Raw genomic sequence first — 14,310 nt, 5'->3', positions numbered from 1 at the left:
TCGATGTATCAACCGGTGTGCGTGAATCGGGCGCGGCATCAACCGAAGCGCAGCGCATACACCGGCGGCAACTGCGCCGGCAGCGCGGCCCAGGTGTCGCCGCCATCGTCGCTGCCCCACACATGGCCGGTCGTGCTGCCCATCAGCAGGCTGCGGCCGTCGGGCGACACGTCGAGCCCGTGGCGGTACAGCAGGTCGTAGCAGTGCTGCTGCGGCAGGCCGCTGCGCAGCGTCTCGAAGCTCGCGCCACCGTCGCGCGTGCGGTTGACTGCCAGCGCCCCGCCGACCGGCACGCGCTGCTGGTCGGCGACGCCCGGCACGAACCAGGCCGTCTGCGCGTCGCCGGGGTGCACCGCGACCGCGAAGCCGAAGTCCGACAGCGGCGCGCTCGTCACCTGCTGCCACGAGGCCGACGCATCGGTCGAGCGCCAGATGCCGTTGTGGTGCTGGGTCCACAGCACGTCCGGTTGCGCGGCGCAGCGCACGATGCGGTGCGGATCCTGCGTGTTCGGCGAGCCGGCCTGCTCCGGCGGCATGTAGGCGGCGCGCATGCCGTCGGCCTGCAGCAGCCAGTTCGCGCCGTTGTCGTGCGTGACCCAGGCGCCGCCGCAGCTGATGCCCAGCACGAGATCGCCGGCGCGTGCGGGATGCGGGCAGATCGAATGGATGCCGGGCACGTCGTAGCCGCCGCCGAACCATTCGGCGCGCTCCGGCCGCTGCCACAGCGAATCGACCAGCTGCCACGAATCGCCGCCGTCGCCGCTGCGGAACAGCCCGCCCGGCAAGGTGCCCAGCCACAGCGTGCCGTGGTCGCGCTCCAGCGACCACACCTGCACCACCTTCCACGGCACGCCGGTCGCGCCTTCCGGCTGCGCCGGAAAAGCCGGTGCCGCCACCTCGTGCCACGTGACGCCCTGGTCGTCGGATGCATGCAGCTTGACGCCGAAGTGGCCGAGGTTCAGCGCCGCCAGCAGGCGGCCGTCGGCACCGGGCGGCAGCAGCATCGACACCGGCTCGCCAAGGAAGCTGGTGCGGGCGATCTCCCAGGCGCCGCCGCGACCGCGTGTCAGTTCGAACAGGCCCTTGCGGGTGGCGACCCAGGCACGGTCAGACATCGGCAACTCCTTGAAGATCAACCGCCGGACAGCGCCTGCATCACGTGGATCCGGCTGTCCGGCCGCAATGCATCGGCCAGTGCCACGCGGTCGTCGCTGCGCACGCCGTCGACAAAGGCCACCACGTTCGGCCGCAGGTGGCCCTGCTCGTCGAGCACGTAGCCGCGCAACCGCGGGTGCGTGGCGAACACCGCGTCGAGCGCGCCGCGCAGGCTGACGGCGTCGACATCGAGCTCGGGCGTCTCGATGAAGCGGCGCAGCTGCTGCGTGAACACGACGTGGGCCATGGGCGCGATGATGCCCGCCGCGGCCAGCCGCGACAATCCACCGGATGAATTACGGACTCTTCTACGCTGCCTTCGCCTTCGCGCTGTGGGGCGTCTTCCCGCTGTTCTTCCGCCGGCTCGCCATGCTGCCGGCCGGCGAGGTGCTGGCACACCGCATCGTGTGGTCGCTGGTCTTCGTGCTGATGGTGCTGGGCGTGCGCCGCCAGTGGAGCTGGCTGCGGCCGCTGCTGCGCCAGCCGCGCGTGCTCGGCGCGTTCGCCGCCAGCGCGCTGCTGCTGGCGGTGAACTGGCTGACCTACATCTGGTCGGTCAACAACGGCCATGTGATCGACGCGAGCCTCGGCTACTTCATCACGCCGCTCGTCAATGTGCTGCTCGGCTACACCGTACTGCACGAGCGGCCGCGGCGCGGCCAGTGGGTCGCGCTCGCACTGGCGAGCGCCGGCGTGGTCTGGCTGACGGTGCAGGCCGGCCAGCTGCCGTGGATCGCGCTGGTGCTGGCCGCGAGCTTCGGCAGCTACGGGCTGTTGCGCAAGGTGGCGGTGCTCGGGCCGCTGGAGGGCCTGGCGCTGGAGGCGATGCTGCTCGCACCGCTGGCCGTCGCCGCGCTGCTGTTCTGGCAGGCGCAGGGCACCGGGCTCTTCCCGCTGCCCGACACCGCGACCAACCTGTGGCTGCTGGCGGCCGGGCCGATCACCGCGGTGCCGCTGCTGCTGTTCGCCGCCGGCGCGCGCCGCATCTCGATGACGACGCTCGGGCTGATGCAGTACATCGGCCCGACGATCCAGTTCGGGCTCGGCGTGTGGCTGTTCGGCGAGCCGTTCGGCGGCGCGCGGCTGGCGGGCTTCGGGTTGATCTGGCTGGCGCTGGCGGTGTACAGCGTGGAAGGCTGGCGGGCCGCGCGGCGCACCCGCGCCTGAAGCCGCCGACAGCGGGGTTGCAGCTGGTCACAACCCGGCACCGCCGCGGTGGCATCGCGCGTTCAGAATGGAAACGATTCCACCGGACTTTTCCATCATGAACCGTCGAACCCGCGTTGCGCTGCTGTCGTTGAGCATGGCCCTCTCCGCTTGCGGCGGGGGCTCGGACGACGAATCGTCCCCGCCGGTGTCGGGCGCTCCGCCGGCACCCGCACCCGCGCCTTCACCGGCACCCGCTCCAGCCCCTGCCCCTGCCCCTGCCCCGGCTCCGGCTCCGGCGCCATCGTCGGCCGACCTGACCGATGCCCGCAAGAAAGACATCGCGATGCAGATCGTGTCCAGCGCCGAGAACTCGTCGCTGAACTGGAAGGCGCAGTACGCCTACATCCAGGACATCGGCGACGGCCGCGGCTACACCGGCGGCATCATCGGCTTCTGCTCCGGCACCAGCGACATGCTGGAGGTCGTCCAGGACTACACCCAGCGCTCGCCGAACAACGTGCTGGCCAAATACCTGGCGGCGCTGAAGAAGGTGAACGGCAGCGACTCGCACGCCGGGCTCGATCCGAACTACACCGGCGACTGGAAGATCGCCGCGGCCGACGTGGTCTTCCAGCAGTCGCAGGACAGCGTGCGCGACGACACCTACTTCAACCCGGCCGTCAGCCAGGCGAAGACCGACGGGCTGCGCGCGCTCGGCCAGTTCGCCTACTACGACGCGATCGTGATGCACGGCCCGGGCAACGACGGCGTCAGCTTCGGCGGCATCCGCAAGGCGGCGATGGCGAAGGCCAGGACGCCCGCACAAGGCGGCGACGAGACGGCCTACCTGAACGCCTTCCTCGATGCCCGCGTGGCCGCGATGAAGACCGAAGAGGCGCACAGCGACACCACGCGCGTCGACACCGCGCAGCGCGTCTGGCTGAAGGCCGGCAACTTCGACCTGAACACGCCGCTGAACTGGAAGGTCTACGGCGACAGCTTCAGCATCAAGTAGCGCCCGGCGCGGCCGGAAAGCCCGAGCGGCGCCGTCGCCTGTTCGACGGCGTGGCAACATCCTTGCCCGATGCGCCCGTTGTCCCTCCGCCGATGGCACCGCCCGGCCGCCCTCGCGGCCGGCCTGGCCCTGCTGCTCGGCCTGCAGATCGGCTGCGCGTCGCTCGACGAACGCCAGCGCGCGTGGATCTTCCAGCCCGGCGACCGCGTCTGGTCCGGCGGGGCCGCGGCCGCCAAGGGCATGGACGACGCCTGGATCGACTACCGTTCGACCCTCGCCGAATCGCGCGACCAGGCGGTCCGCCTGCACGGCCTGTGGCTGGCGCAAGACGACCCGACGGCCCCGGTGCTGCTTTACCTGCACGGCGCCCGCTTCGACGTGCGCACCAGCGCGACCCGCATGCGGCGCATGCACGAACTGGGGTTCTCGGTGCTCGCGATCGACTACCGCGGCTTCGGCCGCAGCAGCGCCGGGCTGCCGTCGCAGGCGCTGGCCGATGAAGACGCCCATGCCGCCTGGGACTGGCTCGCGCACAAGCGCCCGCAGTCCCGCCGCTTCATCTTCGGCCACTCGCTCGGCGGCGCGATCGCGGTGCAGCTCGCGGCCGAGGTGCCCGACGAGGCCGGCCTGATCGTCGAAGGCAGCTTCACGTCGATTCCCGACGTGGTGTCCACCTTCCGCTGGGGCTGGTTGCCGGTCGGCCCGCTGATCACGCAGCGTTTCGACGCCGCATCGCGCATCGCCGACGTCGGCTCGCCGGTGCTGGTGGTGCACGGCAGCGACGACACCCTGATCCGGCCGGCGCTCGGCCGCGCGCTGTTCGAGCGGGCCCGAGAGCCGAAGCGCTTCGTGCTGATCGAAGGCGCATCGCACCACAGCACCAACGACCTGGGGCAGCCGCAGTACCGGGAAGCGGTGGCCGAGCTGTTCGGCGTCGGGCGATCGCCCCCCTGACACAGACACATGTCTGGAAACCGGATGCGGCGAATCGCCACTCACAGGCTTTCCACTTCGCTTCGTCGCCTGCCCACCATGAAACGCCTGCGATCTTCATCGGCCTCCAACGAACAGAAGCCTTCCTGCACAGGCGTCGTGCTCATGGCCGAACTGATGCAAGGAGGCAAGTTCAACCCGAACCTCGACACCCATCAAGCCATCTGGCGCCTGGCCACCCAGTTGCCGTCCGCAAGCTTTGCGTCGACATGGAATGGCCCCGACCACACCAAGCTGCTTCAGACCTGCAACGGCGAGGACTGGGTGGACAATTTTGCGCACATCGCCACGCTGTTCTGCGCAGGCGCGCTGACCCACGACATCATCAGCCCCAGCCCCGAGTTGATCGCTCACCTGCTCCACGCCTGCCCGCAGATCGTCGACATGAAGCTCGAGAACTTCAGCGCCGAAGTCCAGGACATCGCCGTGCTGGAAGTAGCGCTGTCGAGCACGCACCACCTGCGCAGCTTCCACATCACGCCGGAAGACATGGACCCCGGCGTCGGCCTGAGCATCGCGCGTGGATTGCGATCCCACCACCACCTCTCATCGTGGCGCCATTGGACCGACGACCAGCCGGACGCCATCGCCGCCGTGCTGTCAGAGACCCTGTCCAGCCTGCAAGACCTGCAATGCCTGGAATTGTGCATCGACGAATCCTGGACCGCCGATCACTTCGACCAGATCGCGGTCCCCCTGATGCGAATGCCGGCCTTGCAGGATCTGAGGCTCAGGCTTGCGGCGGGTTGCGATCTCTCGCGACTGTTCCAGACGATGTCGAGGGCCGGCTCATCCTTGCCGTTGGCATCGCTGACGGTGGACATCGACCGCGCTCCCAAAGTCGCGACCCGCAACACCGCCGCGGCGCTCACGCAGGCGATTGCCAGTCTGCTGCGACTGACGTCGCTGACCGTGTCGTGTCATGTGTTCGAGGCGATGGGCCTGCAGGCCTGGATCGGTGCGGTCCGGCGGAACGGCGCCTTCAGCGCCCTCACGCTCCTCGATGTCCATGGCGACGATCTGCCGCGCGAACTCCCCGCCGAGTTGTCCGCCGCGCTGGCCACCAACAGGGACCGCTTCGCCGTCGCGCCGGTCGAGATGATGGCCCCTGCCTGCAGCAGCTTCCTCAATGCCGCCATGGCGCAACACCAGCTCGGGCCCGTGTCGGACATCGGCCCCGTGGTGGCCGAGTTCCTGGTGGGTCGGAAAGCCGCGCCCGACATGCGGGACTGCCAAGGCGTGATCCGGGTGTCGAAGACCGTCTGGGCAGCCGCACGCGCCGCGCGCCGGCACGCCATGCTGGCCTTGCTGCAGGAGCCCTCCACCCAGAGGACCGGGCCGCACATGCTGCACCTCGTGAAGCTGGGCCGAAAGTTCGACATCCTCACGGCCGACGAAATGCTGCAATTGTGCGAACGGCACAGCCGCTGGATCGACGAACCGTCCGCCCGGCAGTGACCCTTTCGGCCTACCGCAGGTCCCCGGCCAGCGACGCCAGCGTCTCCGCGCTGATCGCCACATGCGCCGGGTAGTGCGTGTGGTCGCAGCCCAGCTTGCAGGCCGCCCCGGCGCGCAGCGCTTCACGTGCAGCGGGCGGAAATTCGAAGCGCAGGAAATGCACCGCCGAGGTCTTCTCGTCGGTCTCGCGATCCAGGTCTTCGTCGGCGATCGCGTAGACGCGCGCATGGCCCTCGACCTCGACGAACATGCGGTCCTCGATGCCGATCAGCCGCGCCAGCTCGCGGCGGCGCTCGTGCACGTCGGGGTACTCGATCAGCATCGTCGCCTTCCAGTTGCCGCCGTCGGGCAGCAGCGGCGCGTAGGCCTCGATCTCGCCGCGGATGCCGTCCTCGTCGAAGATCTTCTCGATGTGCAGCATCTCCTGGATCTGGCGCCGGATCGTCTGCTCGTCCTCGAACTGCACGGTGACGTGCTCGCCCAGCGCCACCGAGCGCAGCCGGCGGTGCGCGATGAACGCCGGCCGCTGCGCCTGGCGGATCCTCGCGTAGGCCTCCAGCGTCAGCAGGCTGTCTTTCGTGATCATCTCGACGCCCCCCTTCACAGGCCGTACGCGATGCGCACCAGGCTCAGCGGATGCGCCAGCGTCGCCGCCGGCGCGCCCTGCTGCGCCATGCCCTGCGCGATGTGGTGCCCCGCCAGCGCGCAGTCGGAGCTGATGTAGTCCGGCCCGTTGGCCGCCATCGCCTTGAACACCGGCCTGCCGATCTTCATCGCGACCGGGTGGGTCGGCGTCTTCACGCCATAGGTGCCGGCATGCCCCGAACAGCGCTCCACCGTGTTCAGCTGCACCGTCACCGCCTGGCCGATCAGCTTCAGCAGCTCCTCGGTCTTGCGGCCGATCTTCTGCACCCGGCCGTGGCAGGGCACGTGGTAGCTGACCTTGCCGAGCGGCTGCTTGAAGTCGGTCTTCAGCAGGCCGTCCTTGTGACGGGCCACCAGGTATTCGAACGGGTCGAACATCGCCTGCTGCACCAGCGTCACGTCCGCGTCGTCGGGAAACAGCAGCGGCAGCTCCTGCTTGAACATCAGCGTGCAGCTCGGGATCGCGCTCAGGATCGCGAAGCCGTCCTTCGCGTAGCGCGCCAGCACCGGCACGTTGGCTTCCTTGTGCCGCGCCACCGCGTCGAGGTCGCCGAGCTCCAGCTTCGGCATGCCGCAGCACGACTCCTTGTCGACGATCTCGTACGGGATGTCGTTGTGCGCCAGCACCTTCAGCAGGTCATGCCCGATGCCGGGTTCGTTGTAGTTGACGTAGCAGGTCGAGAAGATCGCCACCTTGCCCGGCGTGCGCTCGCCATTCGTGACCCGGGTCGCCGCGCCGCGCTTGTCCGCGCTCCAGCGAAAGCGGCTCGCCGCCAGGTCCGGCAGCCAGGCCTCGGGGTGCACGTGCAGCGTGGTGTCGAGCAGCCGGCGCATCGGCTTCGTGCGGTTCAGCGCATTCGCCACCTGCACCACCACCGGGATGCCGGCGAACTGGCCGTGCACGTCGGTCGACGCGAGGAAGCGTTCGCCCGCCCCGACCCCGCCACGCTTGAACTTGATGGCCTTGGCGCGCAGCATCGTGTGCGGGAAGTCGAGGTTCCACGGGTGCGGCGGCACGTACGGGCACTTCGTCATGTAGCAGAGGTCGCACAGGTAGCACTGGTCGACCACCTTCGCGTAGTCGGCCTTCGCGACGCCGTCGACCTCGCCGGTCGAGCTGTTGTCGATCAGGTCGAACAGCGTCGGGAACGACTGGCACAGGCTCACGCAGCGCCGGCAGCCATGGCAGATGTCGAAGACGCGCTCCATCTCGTGGAGGCAGGCCCCCTCGTCGTGGAACGAGGGGTTCTTCCAGTCGACCGGATGGCGTGTCGGCGCTTCGAGGTTCCCTTCGCGGGTCATGCCGTCAATCGACCAGCGCGTCCAGGGCCTTCTGGTAGCGGTTCGCGTGCGATCGCTCGGCCTTGGCCAGCGTCTCGAACCAGTCGGCGATCTCGTCGAAGCCTTCGGTGCGCGCCTGTCGCGCCATGCCCGGGTACATGTCGGTGTACTCGTGCGTCTCGCCGGCCACCGCGGCCAGCAGGTTCTGCCGGCTCGAGCCGATCGGCAGCCCGGTGGCCGGGTCGCCCACGGCTTCAAGGAACTCCAGGTGGCCGTGCGCATGGCCGGTCTCGCCCTCGGCGGTGGAGCGGAACAGCGCCGCCACGTCGTTCTGCCCTTCGATGTCGGCCTTGTTCGCGAAGTAGAGGTAGCGGCGGTTGGCCTGCGACTCGCCGGCGAACGCGTCCTTCAGGTTCTGCTCGGTCTTCGATCCTTTCAATCCCATGGCGCTCTCCTGCTGGTGGATGAAATGAACCCGCGAACCCTAGCGCGACCGCCGTTCGCCGGCAAATACAAAGCTTCAATGCGGTGCATAGCAGGCGGCTATGTTTTCTGCGGGTAAACGAGCCTGTCAGCCCAGCCCCAGCAACTGGCGGGTCAGGTGGTTGAGCCGCCCGTCGGGCGACGCCAGGTCGTGCAGCACGGTCAGGTGATGGGCGTCGGCGATGCGCTCGCAGACCGGCACCGCGCGCTCGCCCCAGGCGGTGCGGATGGCGTCGTTCTGCAGCAGGAACTCCTCGCTCTCGTCGGCGCCGACCGCGGCGCACAGCACGCCGTTCGGCGCCGGCATCGCCACCGGGCTCAGCTTCGCGGCCAGCGCCGGCGTGAGCCGCAGGTCGGCCGCCAGGAAGGGCGTGCGGCGCACCGGCTCCAGGTCGAACACGCCGCTGATCGCCAGCGCACCGCGCACCAGGTTCGGCGGCAGGTCGGCCCCCAGCTGGCGCCATTCGCAGTTCAGCAGCATCGCGGCCAGGTGGCCGCCGGCCGAATGCCCGGCCACGATGATGCGCAGCGGATCGCCACCGTACAGCGCCGCGTGGCGCCACACCCAGGCCAGCGCCCCGGCCATCTGCAGCGCGATCGTGTCGATGCCGACCGGCGCGTCGGGCGTGCCCGGGCACAGCGCGTAGTTCGGCACCACCACCATCGCGCCGGCATGCACGAAGGTCGGCGCGACGAAGGAATGCTCGGACTTGTCGAGCGAGCGCCACCAGCCGCCGTGGATGAACACCAGCACCGGGGCGCCGGCGCGCGGCGACGGGAAGATGTCCAGCGTCTCGTTCGGGCCGTCGCCATAGGGTACGTCGAGCCGGCGCGACATGCTGTCGCGCGACAGCGCCGATGCCCGCGCCCAGCGCTCGAAGATCTCCGGGTGCTCCGGAATGCGCGCCCGGTTGTTGTATTGCTGGTCGAGGCGGTCGGGGTCGAATCGGGCCATGCGGTCTCCGCGGTGCCGGCGCAGGGGTGCCGGATGGGCTGGTTTCTAACCCGGCCACCGCCGCAGGGCAAGCCGGCGCAGGTCACCGATCGAAACCGGTGCAACCGCCGCGCCACGGCAGAATGCGCCATCGCTACGAGGCCCGCATGCACGCACGCTCCCACCGCCCTTCGCGCGGATTCACGCTGATCGAACTGATGGTGGTCGTGGCCGTCATTGCCGTGCTGGCCACGCTGGCGGTGCCCAGCATGCAGGGCCGCCTGGTGCGCGGGCAGCTGGTCGAGGCGGTCAAGCTGGCCGACATCGCGAAGGCGCCGGTGGCCGCCGCCTGGGCCACCACCAAGACCCTGCCGGTGGACAACGCCGCCGCCGGGCTGCCGGCCAGCGACAAGATCGTCAGCACGCTGGTCAGCGCGGTGGCGGTCGAGTCGGGCGCGATCCAGATCACCTTCGGCAACCAGGCCAACGGCGCGATCCGCGGCAAGACGCTGACGCTGCGCCCGGCGGTGGTCGAAGACGCGCAGGTCGTGCCGGTGTCGTGGGTCTGCGGCAATTCGGCGGTGCCGGCCCAGATGACGGCCAAGGGCCTGAACAAGACCGATGTGCCGGCCAATTTCCTGCCGGTGAACTGCCGCTGAATTCGGCGCTCCGCGGCCGCCGAAAGGCTGGCACGAAGATCGCTTGAAGAGACTCGCCTGGCCGGAAATCCCGCGCCGGGCGGTCGTTCCGGCGGTTTCGGGGCGATCCGGACACACGGAGTTCACATGATTGACAAACAACGTCACCGCGCCCGCCCCGTCCCCCACGGCTTCCTGCCGAACTGGGTGCTGGTGGTGCTCGCGACCGGCGCGATGGCCCTCGTCGGCTTCGCCCATTCGTTCGTCTGAGCGGTCCTCTTCCCCGCTGATCGATCGCGTGCATCTCCGGCGCCGTGAAGGCGCCGGGCGGCGATAGACTGCGCGAGGCCGCACCGGCCGCTCGCACCGTCACCCCGCCCCCATGTACGCGCCATTCTTCGGGCTCAAGCAGGAGCCCTTCTCGATCGCCCCGGATCCGCGCTACCTGTTCATGAGCGAGCGGCACCGCGAGGCGCTCGCCCACCTGCTGTACGGCGTGCGCGGCGGCGGCGGCTTCGTGCTGCTGACCGGCGAGATCGGCGCCGGCAAGACCACCGTCTGTCGCTGCTTCCTCGAGCAGATCCCGAAGCGCTGCAACGTCGCCTACATCTTCAACCCGAAGCTGACGGTGTTCGAGCTGCTGAAGACGGTCTGCGAGGAATTCCGCATCCCGTACCAGCACCAGGGCCCCGGCGCGCCGACGGTGAAGGACTACCTCGACCCGCTGAACGATTTCCTGCTGCGCACGCATGCGATCGGCCTGAACAACGTGCTGATCATCGACGAGGCTCAGAACCTGTCGCCCGACGTGCTGGAGCAGCTGCGCCTGCTGACCAACCTCGAGACCACCGAACGCAAGCTGCTGCAGATCATCCTGATCGGCCAGCCGGAGCTGCGCGACATGCTGGCGCGGCCGCAGCTGGAGCAGCTCGCGCAGCGCGTGATCGCCCGCTACCACCTGAAGGCGCTGAGCGAGAAGGAAACCTCGCAGTACATCCGCCACCGCATGGCGGTCGCCGGCATGCGCACCGCACTGCCCTTCGACCGGCCGGCGCGCCACCGCATCTACCAGCTCTCGCGCGGCGTGCCGCGGCGCATCAACCTGCTGTGCGACCGCGCGCTGCTGGGCGCCTACGGGCAGGGCCAGCCGCGCGTCGACGAGGCCATCGTCGACAAGGCGGCGGCCGAGGTGTTCGGCTCGGCGCATGACGACGACGCGACGCTGCCGGCCGGCTCGCGCTTCCCGCATGTGGCGCGCTGGGGGCTCGGCGCGGCCGGTGCCGCGGCGCTGCTGGGCATGGTGGCCTGGGCGGTCGACGGCCGGCTCGGGCGGCCGTCCAATGGCACCCCCGATGCGCAGGCCTCGCAGTTCCCGGCGTCGGCCGCCAGTTCGCCCGACAAGGCGCGGCCTGCGGTCGCGGCCGCATCGGCCGCCACGCCCGCCGCGCCGCCGGCGAGCGCGGTGTCGCTCGACCTGCGCGACGGCCTGAAGACCGCCTGGCGCACCGAGAAGGAAGCCTGGCGCGAACTGGCCCCGGCCTGGAAGCTGGCCGCCGACCTGCCCGACCCCTGCGCCAGCGCACAGCGCGAGAACCTGCTGTGCTTCCGCACCGTGGCGACGCTGGCGCTGATCCGCCAGCTGAGCCGGCCCGGCATCCTGCTGCTGCGCGACGACGCCGGGCAGTCGGTGTTCGTGCTGCTGACCGCGCTGACGCCGCAGACCGCGACGCTGCGCGCCGGCGGCGTCTCGCAGACGGTGTCGCTGCTGTCGCTGGCCAAGGTGTGGCGCGGCGATTTCGCGACCTTCTGGCGTGCGCCCGAGGGCTACCAGTCGGCGGTCAACGAAGGCAGCGGCGGGCCGGTGGTCGACGCACTGGCCGCGCTGGTCGCGCGGGCCGAAGGCGCGAGCGCACCGAGCGGCGCCTCGACGTTCAATGCCGCGCTGAAATCGCGCCTCGCCAGCTTCCAGGTCGCCTGGGGCCTCGCTGCCGACGGTGTCGCCGGTCCGACCACCTTCATGCAGCTCAACCGCGCCGCCGGCGTCGACGAGCCGCGCCTGCAGGCCGATGCCGGCCTGGTCCACTGAAAGGCATTGCGATGTCCTACATCCTCGATGCCCTGCGGCGCGCCGATTCCGAACGCGAACGGGGCCGCGTGCCCGGGCTGCATGCCCAGCCGGGCAGCGCCGCAGCCGATGACGACGACCTGCCGGACGGCCGCGGCGGCATGCGCTGGGGCTTCGTCGCGTCGCTGCTGGGGCTGGCGCTGGTCGTCGTGTTCGCATGGATGGCGTTCGGGCGCGACAAGCCGATCGAGGTGATCGTGTCGGCACCGCCGCCGCTGGTGCAGCCGGCGCCGCCGCCGGTCGCGCCGGCGCCGGTGGCAACCGCGCTGCCGACGCCGGCGCCGGTGCAGGAGCCGATCGCTGCCGCCGCGCCGGCGACACCCGCGCCAGAGCGCGTCGCCGCAGCCGTCGACAAGCCGCAGCGCAAGCCGCCGGCCCCGGCCAGGCGAGAGCCGGTGCGCAGCGCCCCGCCGCCGGACGAGCCGAAGGCCGTGCCGCTGAGCGAGCTGCCCGAGGACGTGCGCCGCCAGTTGCCGACGCTCGCGATCAGCGGCGCCACCTACTCCGCGAGCCGCGCGAACCGCATGCTGATCGTCAACGGCCAGCTGTATCACGAGGGCGACATCGTCGCGCCCAACCTGCATCTGGAGCAGATCCAGCTCAAGTCGGCGGTGCTGCGCTACAAGAACTACCGCTACAGCGTCGGCTACTGATTCCGGCGTACGCTGCGGCCCATCCGCCACTGCAGGAGAACGCACCGTGAGACCGCTACTGTTCGACGCGAAGCCGGCCGAGCGCCGGGCCGCTCCCAAGCCGGCCGGCATCCCCTCGGGGGATCGGCCGATGTACTCATCGGACGAGGGGCTGTCATGAGCGACAAATCGATCCTCGACCACATCAGCGCCCTCGTCGACGAGGAGCAGCACCTGCGCGACGGCGCCAAGGCGCCCGGCCAGAACGCCGAGCGCATCCGCCACATCGAGCACCAGCTCGACCAGTGCTGGGACCTGCTGCGGCAGCGCCGGGCCAAACGGGAGTTCGGTGAAGACCCGTCGGGCGCGCGAGTGCGCGACGAAAAGACAGTCGAAGGCTACGAAGGCTAGCCGCCACTTCACACGGACTTCATCCGGCGTTCGACGACGCCGCGGACAGTGCGCCGGTGCCCACCACCGCGCGCCTCGCGCACTGTCCCATGTCCCACCTCATCGTTCACGGCGGCCAGCCCCTGTCGGGCCGCATCGTCCCGTCGGCCAACAAGAACGCGGTGCTGCCGATCCTGTGCGCCACGCTGCTGACACGCCAGCCGGTGCGCCTGCGCCGCGTGCCCGACATCACCGACGTGCGCAAGATCCTCGAGGTCTTCCGCGCGCTCGGCAGCCGGGTCGAGGTCGACTTCAGGACCGGCCTGCTCGACCTGCACCACCGCCACACGAACTTCGACGAGACGGTGCACCGACTGCCGCAGGAGATGCGCTCGTCGATCATGCTGGTGCCGCCGCTGCTGGCGCGCTTCGGCGTCGCCCGCATCGAGAACGATGTGCAGGGCTGCACGCTGGGCGTGCGCGAGATCGATCCGCACGTCGAGGTGCTGCAGCGCTTCGGCGCGCGCGTCGAGCGCCGGCTCGATGCGCTGGTGGTGCGCAGCGACGGGCCGCTGCGCGCGGCCGACCACTGGCTCGACTACGCGTCGGTCACCACCACCGAGAATTTCGTGCTGTGCGCCGCGCTGGCCGAAGGCAGCGCGACGCTGATGAACGCCGCCTCCGAGCCGCACGTGCAGGAGTTCTGCGAGTTCATGCGCCAGCTCGGCGCGCGCATCGAGGGCTGCGGCACCTCGCGGCTGACGATCCACGGCGTCGACGCGCTCGGCGGCGCCGACTACAGCTTCGCCGACGATTTCCACGAGGTGGTCACCTTCCTCGCGCTCGGCGCGATCACCGGAGGTGACGTGCGGGTGCGCAACACCGCGTCGCACCAGTTCCCGCTGATCGACCGCACGTTCGCGAAGCTCGGCGTGCAGGTCGTCCACGAGGGCGGCTGGTCGCGCACCGTCGTCGACGGCCCGCTGCGCGTGGCCGAGCCGTTCACGCAGAACATGCTGCCGAAGATCGAGGCCGCGCCCTGGCCCTACCTGCCGGTGGACCTGCTGCCGATCTTCATCGCACTCGGCACGCGGGCGCACGGCAGCGTGATGTTCTGGAACAAGGTCTACGACGGCGCGCTCGGCTGGACCTCGGAGCTGTCGAAGTTCGGCGCGCATGCCTTCCAGTCGGATCCGCACCGCATCGTCACCTTCGGCGGCAAGCCGCTGTCGCCGGCCGAGGTCGAGAGCCCGTACATCATCCGCGTCGCGATCGCGCTGCTGATGCTGGCCGCGAGCATCCCCGGCCGCTCGGTGATCCGCAACGCCGGGCCGATCCGGCGCGCGCACCCGCAGTTCGTCGAGAACCTGTGTGCGCTCGGGGCCAGGATCGAATGGGAGGCGGGCGACTGA

Annotated in this window: 16 protein-coding genes; 10 read left to right on the top strand and 6 right to left on the bottom strand. The window is 70.1% G+C overall.

Features of this window, described 5'->3' with window-relative positions; translation table 11 throughout:
- Window positions 1–38: 38 nt before the first annotated feature.
- Together ASC98_RS19655 and ASC98_RS19650 are read right to left on the bottom strand one after the other, a co-directional pair.
- Complete coding sequence (locus tag ASC98_RS19655; RefSeq protein WP_056810153.1) at window positions 39–1,115, bottom strand: hypothetical protein; 1,077 nt, start codon at window positions 1,113–1,115, stop codon at window positions 39–41.
- A 17-nt stretch (window positions 1,116–1,132) separates the two neighbouring features.
- Window positions 1,133–1,402: a MoaD/ThiS family protein gene (locus ASC98_RS19650; RefSeq protein ID WP_056810152.1), complete on the bottom strand. Its 270-nt coding sequence runs from the start codon at window positions 1,400–1,402 to the stop codon at window positions 1,133–1,135.
- A gap of 44 nt (window positions 1,403–1,446) precedes the next feature.
- On the opposite strand from ASC98_RS19650, the gene rarD reads away from it, so the two are divergent.
- The 4 genes from rarD to ASC98_RS19630 all read left to right on the top strand — a co-directional run bounded on the left by rarD (window position 1,447) and on the right by ASC98_RS19630 (window position 5,770).
- Window positions 1,447–2,322, top strand: a complete 876-nt coding sequence (gene rarD / locus ASC98_RS19645; RefSeq protein ID WP_056810010.1) for an EamA family transporter RarD — start codon at window positions 1,447–1,449, stop codon at window positions 2,320–2,322.
- 97 nt (window positions 2,323–2,419) lie between these two features.
- The gene (locus ASC98_RS19640) at window positions 2,420–3,319 is read left to right on the top strand and encodes a chitosanase (RefSeq protein ID WP_304433556.1); all 900 of its coding nucleotides are present in this window, start codon (window positions 2,420–2,422) and stop codon (window positions 3,317–3,319) included.
- 69 nt (window positions 3,320–3,388) lie between these two features.
- Window positions 3,389–4,273: an alpha/beta hydrolase gene (locus tag ASC98_RS19635; RefSeq protein WP_056810005.1), complete on the top strand. Its 885-nt coding sequence runs from the start codon at window positions 3,389–3,391 to the stop codon at window positions 4,271–4,273.
- A 78-nt stretch (window positions 4,274–4,351) separates the two neighbouring features.
- Complete coding sequence (locus ASC98_RS19630) at window positions 4,352–5,770, top strand: hypothetical protein (RefSeq protein WP_157598089.1); 1,419 nt, start codon at window positions 4,352–4,354, stop codon at window positions 5,768–5,770.
- 10 nt (window positions 5,771–5,780) lie between these two features.
- On the opposite strand, the gene ASC98_RS19625 is transcribed toward ASC98_RS19630, so the two are convergent.
- The 4 genes from ASC98_RS19625 to ASC98_RS19610 form a co-directional block, all read right to left on the bottom strand.
- The gene (locus ASC98_RS19625) at window positions 5,781–6,356 is read right to left on the bottom strand and encodes a DUF3501 family protein (protein WP_056810149.1); all 576 of its coding nucleotides are present in this window, start codon (window positions 6,354–6,356) and stop codon (window positions 5,781–5,783) included.
- 14 nt (window positions 6,357–6,370) lie between these two features.
- Complete coding sequence (locus ASC98_RS19620) at window positions 6,371–7,717, bottom strand: (Fe-S)-binding protein (protein ID WP_056810000.1); 1,347 nt, start codon at window positions 7,715–7,717, stop codon at window positions 6,371–6,373.
- Window positions 7,718–7,721: 4 nt separating this feature from the next.
- Window positions 7,722–8,141 carry a rubrerythrin family protein gene (locus tag ASC98_RS19615; protein ID WP_047510032.1) on the bottom strand — a complete coding sequence of 140 codons (420 nt, stop codon included), beginning with the start codon at window positions 8,139–8,141 and terminating at the stop codon, window positions 7,722–7,724.
- Between the two features lie 126 nt (window positions 8,142–8,267).
- Window positions 8,268–9,134: an alpha/beta hydrolase gene (locus ASC98_RS19610; RefSeq protein WP_056809997.1), complete on the bottom strand. Its 867-nt coding sequence runs from the start codon at window positions 9,132–9,134 to the stop codon at window positions 8,268–8,270.
- A gap of 146 nt (window positions 9,135–9,280) precedes the next feature.
- Between ASC98_RS19610 and ASC98_RS19605 the strand changes: the two genes are divergently transcribed.
- From ASC98_RS19605 to ASC98_RS19585, 6 genes are all read left to right on the top strand, one after another.
- Entirely contained in the window at window positions 9,281–9,772 is a 492-nt protein-coding gene (locus ASC98_RS19605; RefSeq protein WP_056810147.1) for a pilin, read from the top strand.
- Window positions 9,773–9,898: 126 nt separating this feature from the next.
- Complete coding sequence (locus ASC98_RS32065) at window positions 9,899–10,021, top strand: hypothetical protein (protein ID WP_255358683.1); 123 nt, start codon at window positions 9,899–9,901, stop codon at window positions 10,019–10,021.
- 112 nt (window positions 10,022–10,133) lie between these two features.
- Window positions 10,134–11,837, top strand: a complete 1,704-nt coding sequence (locus ASC98_RS19600) for an ExeA family protein (RefSeq protein ID WP_056809995.1) — start codon at window positions 10,134–10,136, stop codon at window positions 11,835–11,837.
- Between the two features lie 11 nt (window positions 11,838–11,848).
- Window positions 11,849–12,529: a general secretion pathway protein GspB gene (locus tag ASC98_RS19595; protein ID WP_056809993.1), complete on the top strand. Its 681-nt coding sequence runs from the start codon at window positions 11,849–11,851 to the stop codon at window positions 12,527–12,529.
- Window positions 12,530–12,685: 156 nt separating this feature from the next.
- Complete coding sequence (locus ASC98_RS19590) at window positions 12,686–12,919, top strand: DUF2630 family protein (protein ID WP_056809991.1); 234 nt, start codon at window positions 12,686–12,688, stop codon at window positions 12,917–12,919.
- An 89-nt stretch (window positions 12,920–13,008) separates the two neighbouring features.
- The gene (locus tag ASC98_RS19585) at window positions 13,009–14,310 is read left to right on the top strand and encodes a UDP-N-acetylglucosamine 1-carboxyvinyltransferase (RefSeq protein ID WP_056809989.1); all 1,302 of its coding nucleotides are present in this window, start codon (window positions 13,009–13,011) and stop codon (window positions 14,308–14,310) included.

Source organism: Rhizobacter sp. Root1238, from assembly GCF_001425825.1.
Taxonomy (GTDB): Bacteria; Pseudomonadota; Gammaproteobacteria; order Burkholderiales; family Burkholderiaceae_C; genus Rhizobacter.
This window is presented reverse-complemented; position numbering and strand designations above follow the sequence as displayed.

What these genes read in the sequence shown, in the direction of transcription:
- ASC98_RS19655 (WP_056810153.1), bottom strand. Translation starts at nt 1,115, where the DNA reads ATGTCTGACCGTGCCTGGGTCGCCACCCGCAAGGGCCTGTTCGAACTG.
- ASC98_RS19650 (WP_056810152.1), bottom strand. Translation starts at nt 1,402, where the DNA reads ATGGCCCACGTCGTGTTCACGCAGCAGCTGCGCCGCTTCATCGAGACG.
- rarD (WP_056810010.1), top strand. Translation starts at nt 1,447, where the DNA reads ATGAATTACGGACTCTTCTACGCTGCCTTCGCCTTCGCGCTGTGGGGC.
- ASC98_RS19640 (WP_304433556.1), top strand. Translation starts at nt 2,420, where the DNA reads ATGAACCGTCGAACCCGCGTTGCGCTGCTGTCGTTGAGCATGGCCCTC.
- ASC98_RS19635 (WP_056810005.1), top strand. Translation starts at nt 3,389, where the DNA reads ATGCGCCCGTTGTCCCTCCGCCGATGGCACCGCCCGGCCGCCCTCGCG.
- ASC98_RS19630 (WP_157598089.1), top strand. Translation starts at nt 4,352, where the DNA reads ATGAAACGCCTGCGATCTTCATCGGCCTCCAACGAACAGAAGCCTTCC.
- ASC98_RS19625 (WP_056810149.1), bottom strand. Translation starts at nt 6,356, where the DNA reads ATGATCACGAAAGACAGCCTGCTGACGCTGGAGGCCTACGCGAGGATC.
- ASC98_RS19620 (WP_056810000.1), bottom strand. Translation starts at nt 7,717, where the DNA reads ATGACCCGCGAAGGGAACCTCGAAGCGCCGACACGCCATCCGGTCGAC.
- ASC98_RS19615 (WP_047510032.1), bottom strand. Translation starts at nt 8,141, where the DNA reads ATGGGATTGAAAGGATCGAAGACCGAGCAGAACCTGAAGGACGCGTTC.
- ASC98_RS19610 (WP_056809997.1), bottom strand. Translation starts at nt 9,134, where the DNA reads ATGGCCCGATTCGACCCCGACCGCCTCGACCAGCAATACAACAACCGG.
- ASC98_RS19605 (WP_056810147.1), top strand. Translation starts at nt 9,281, where the DNA reads ATGCACGCACGCTCCCACCGCCCTTCGCGCGGATTCACGCTGATCGAA.
- ASC98_RS32065 (WP_255358683.1), top strand. Translation starts at nt 9,899, where the DNA reads ATGATTGACAAACAACGTCACCGCGCCCGCCCCGTCCCCCACGGCTTC.
- ASC98_RS19600 (WP_056809995.1), top strand. Translation starts at nt 10,134, where the DNA reads ATGTACGCGCCATTCTTCGGGCTCAAGCAGGAGCCCTTCTCGATCGCC.
- ASC98_RS19595 (WP_056809993.1), top strand. Translation starts at nt 11,849, where the DNA reads ATGTCCTACATCCTCGATGCCCTGCGGCGCGCCGATTCCGAACGCGAA.
- ASC98_RS19590 (WP_056809991.1), top strand. Translation starts at nt 12,686, where the DNA reads ATGAGCGACAAATCGATCCTCGACCACATCAGCGCCCTCGTCGACGAG.
- ASC98_RS19585 (WP_056809989.1), top strand. Translation starts at nt 13,009, where the DNA reads ATGTCCCACCTCATCGTTCACGGCGGCCAGCCCCTGTCGGGCCGCATC.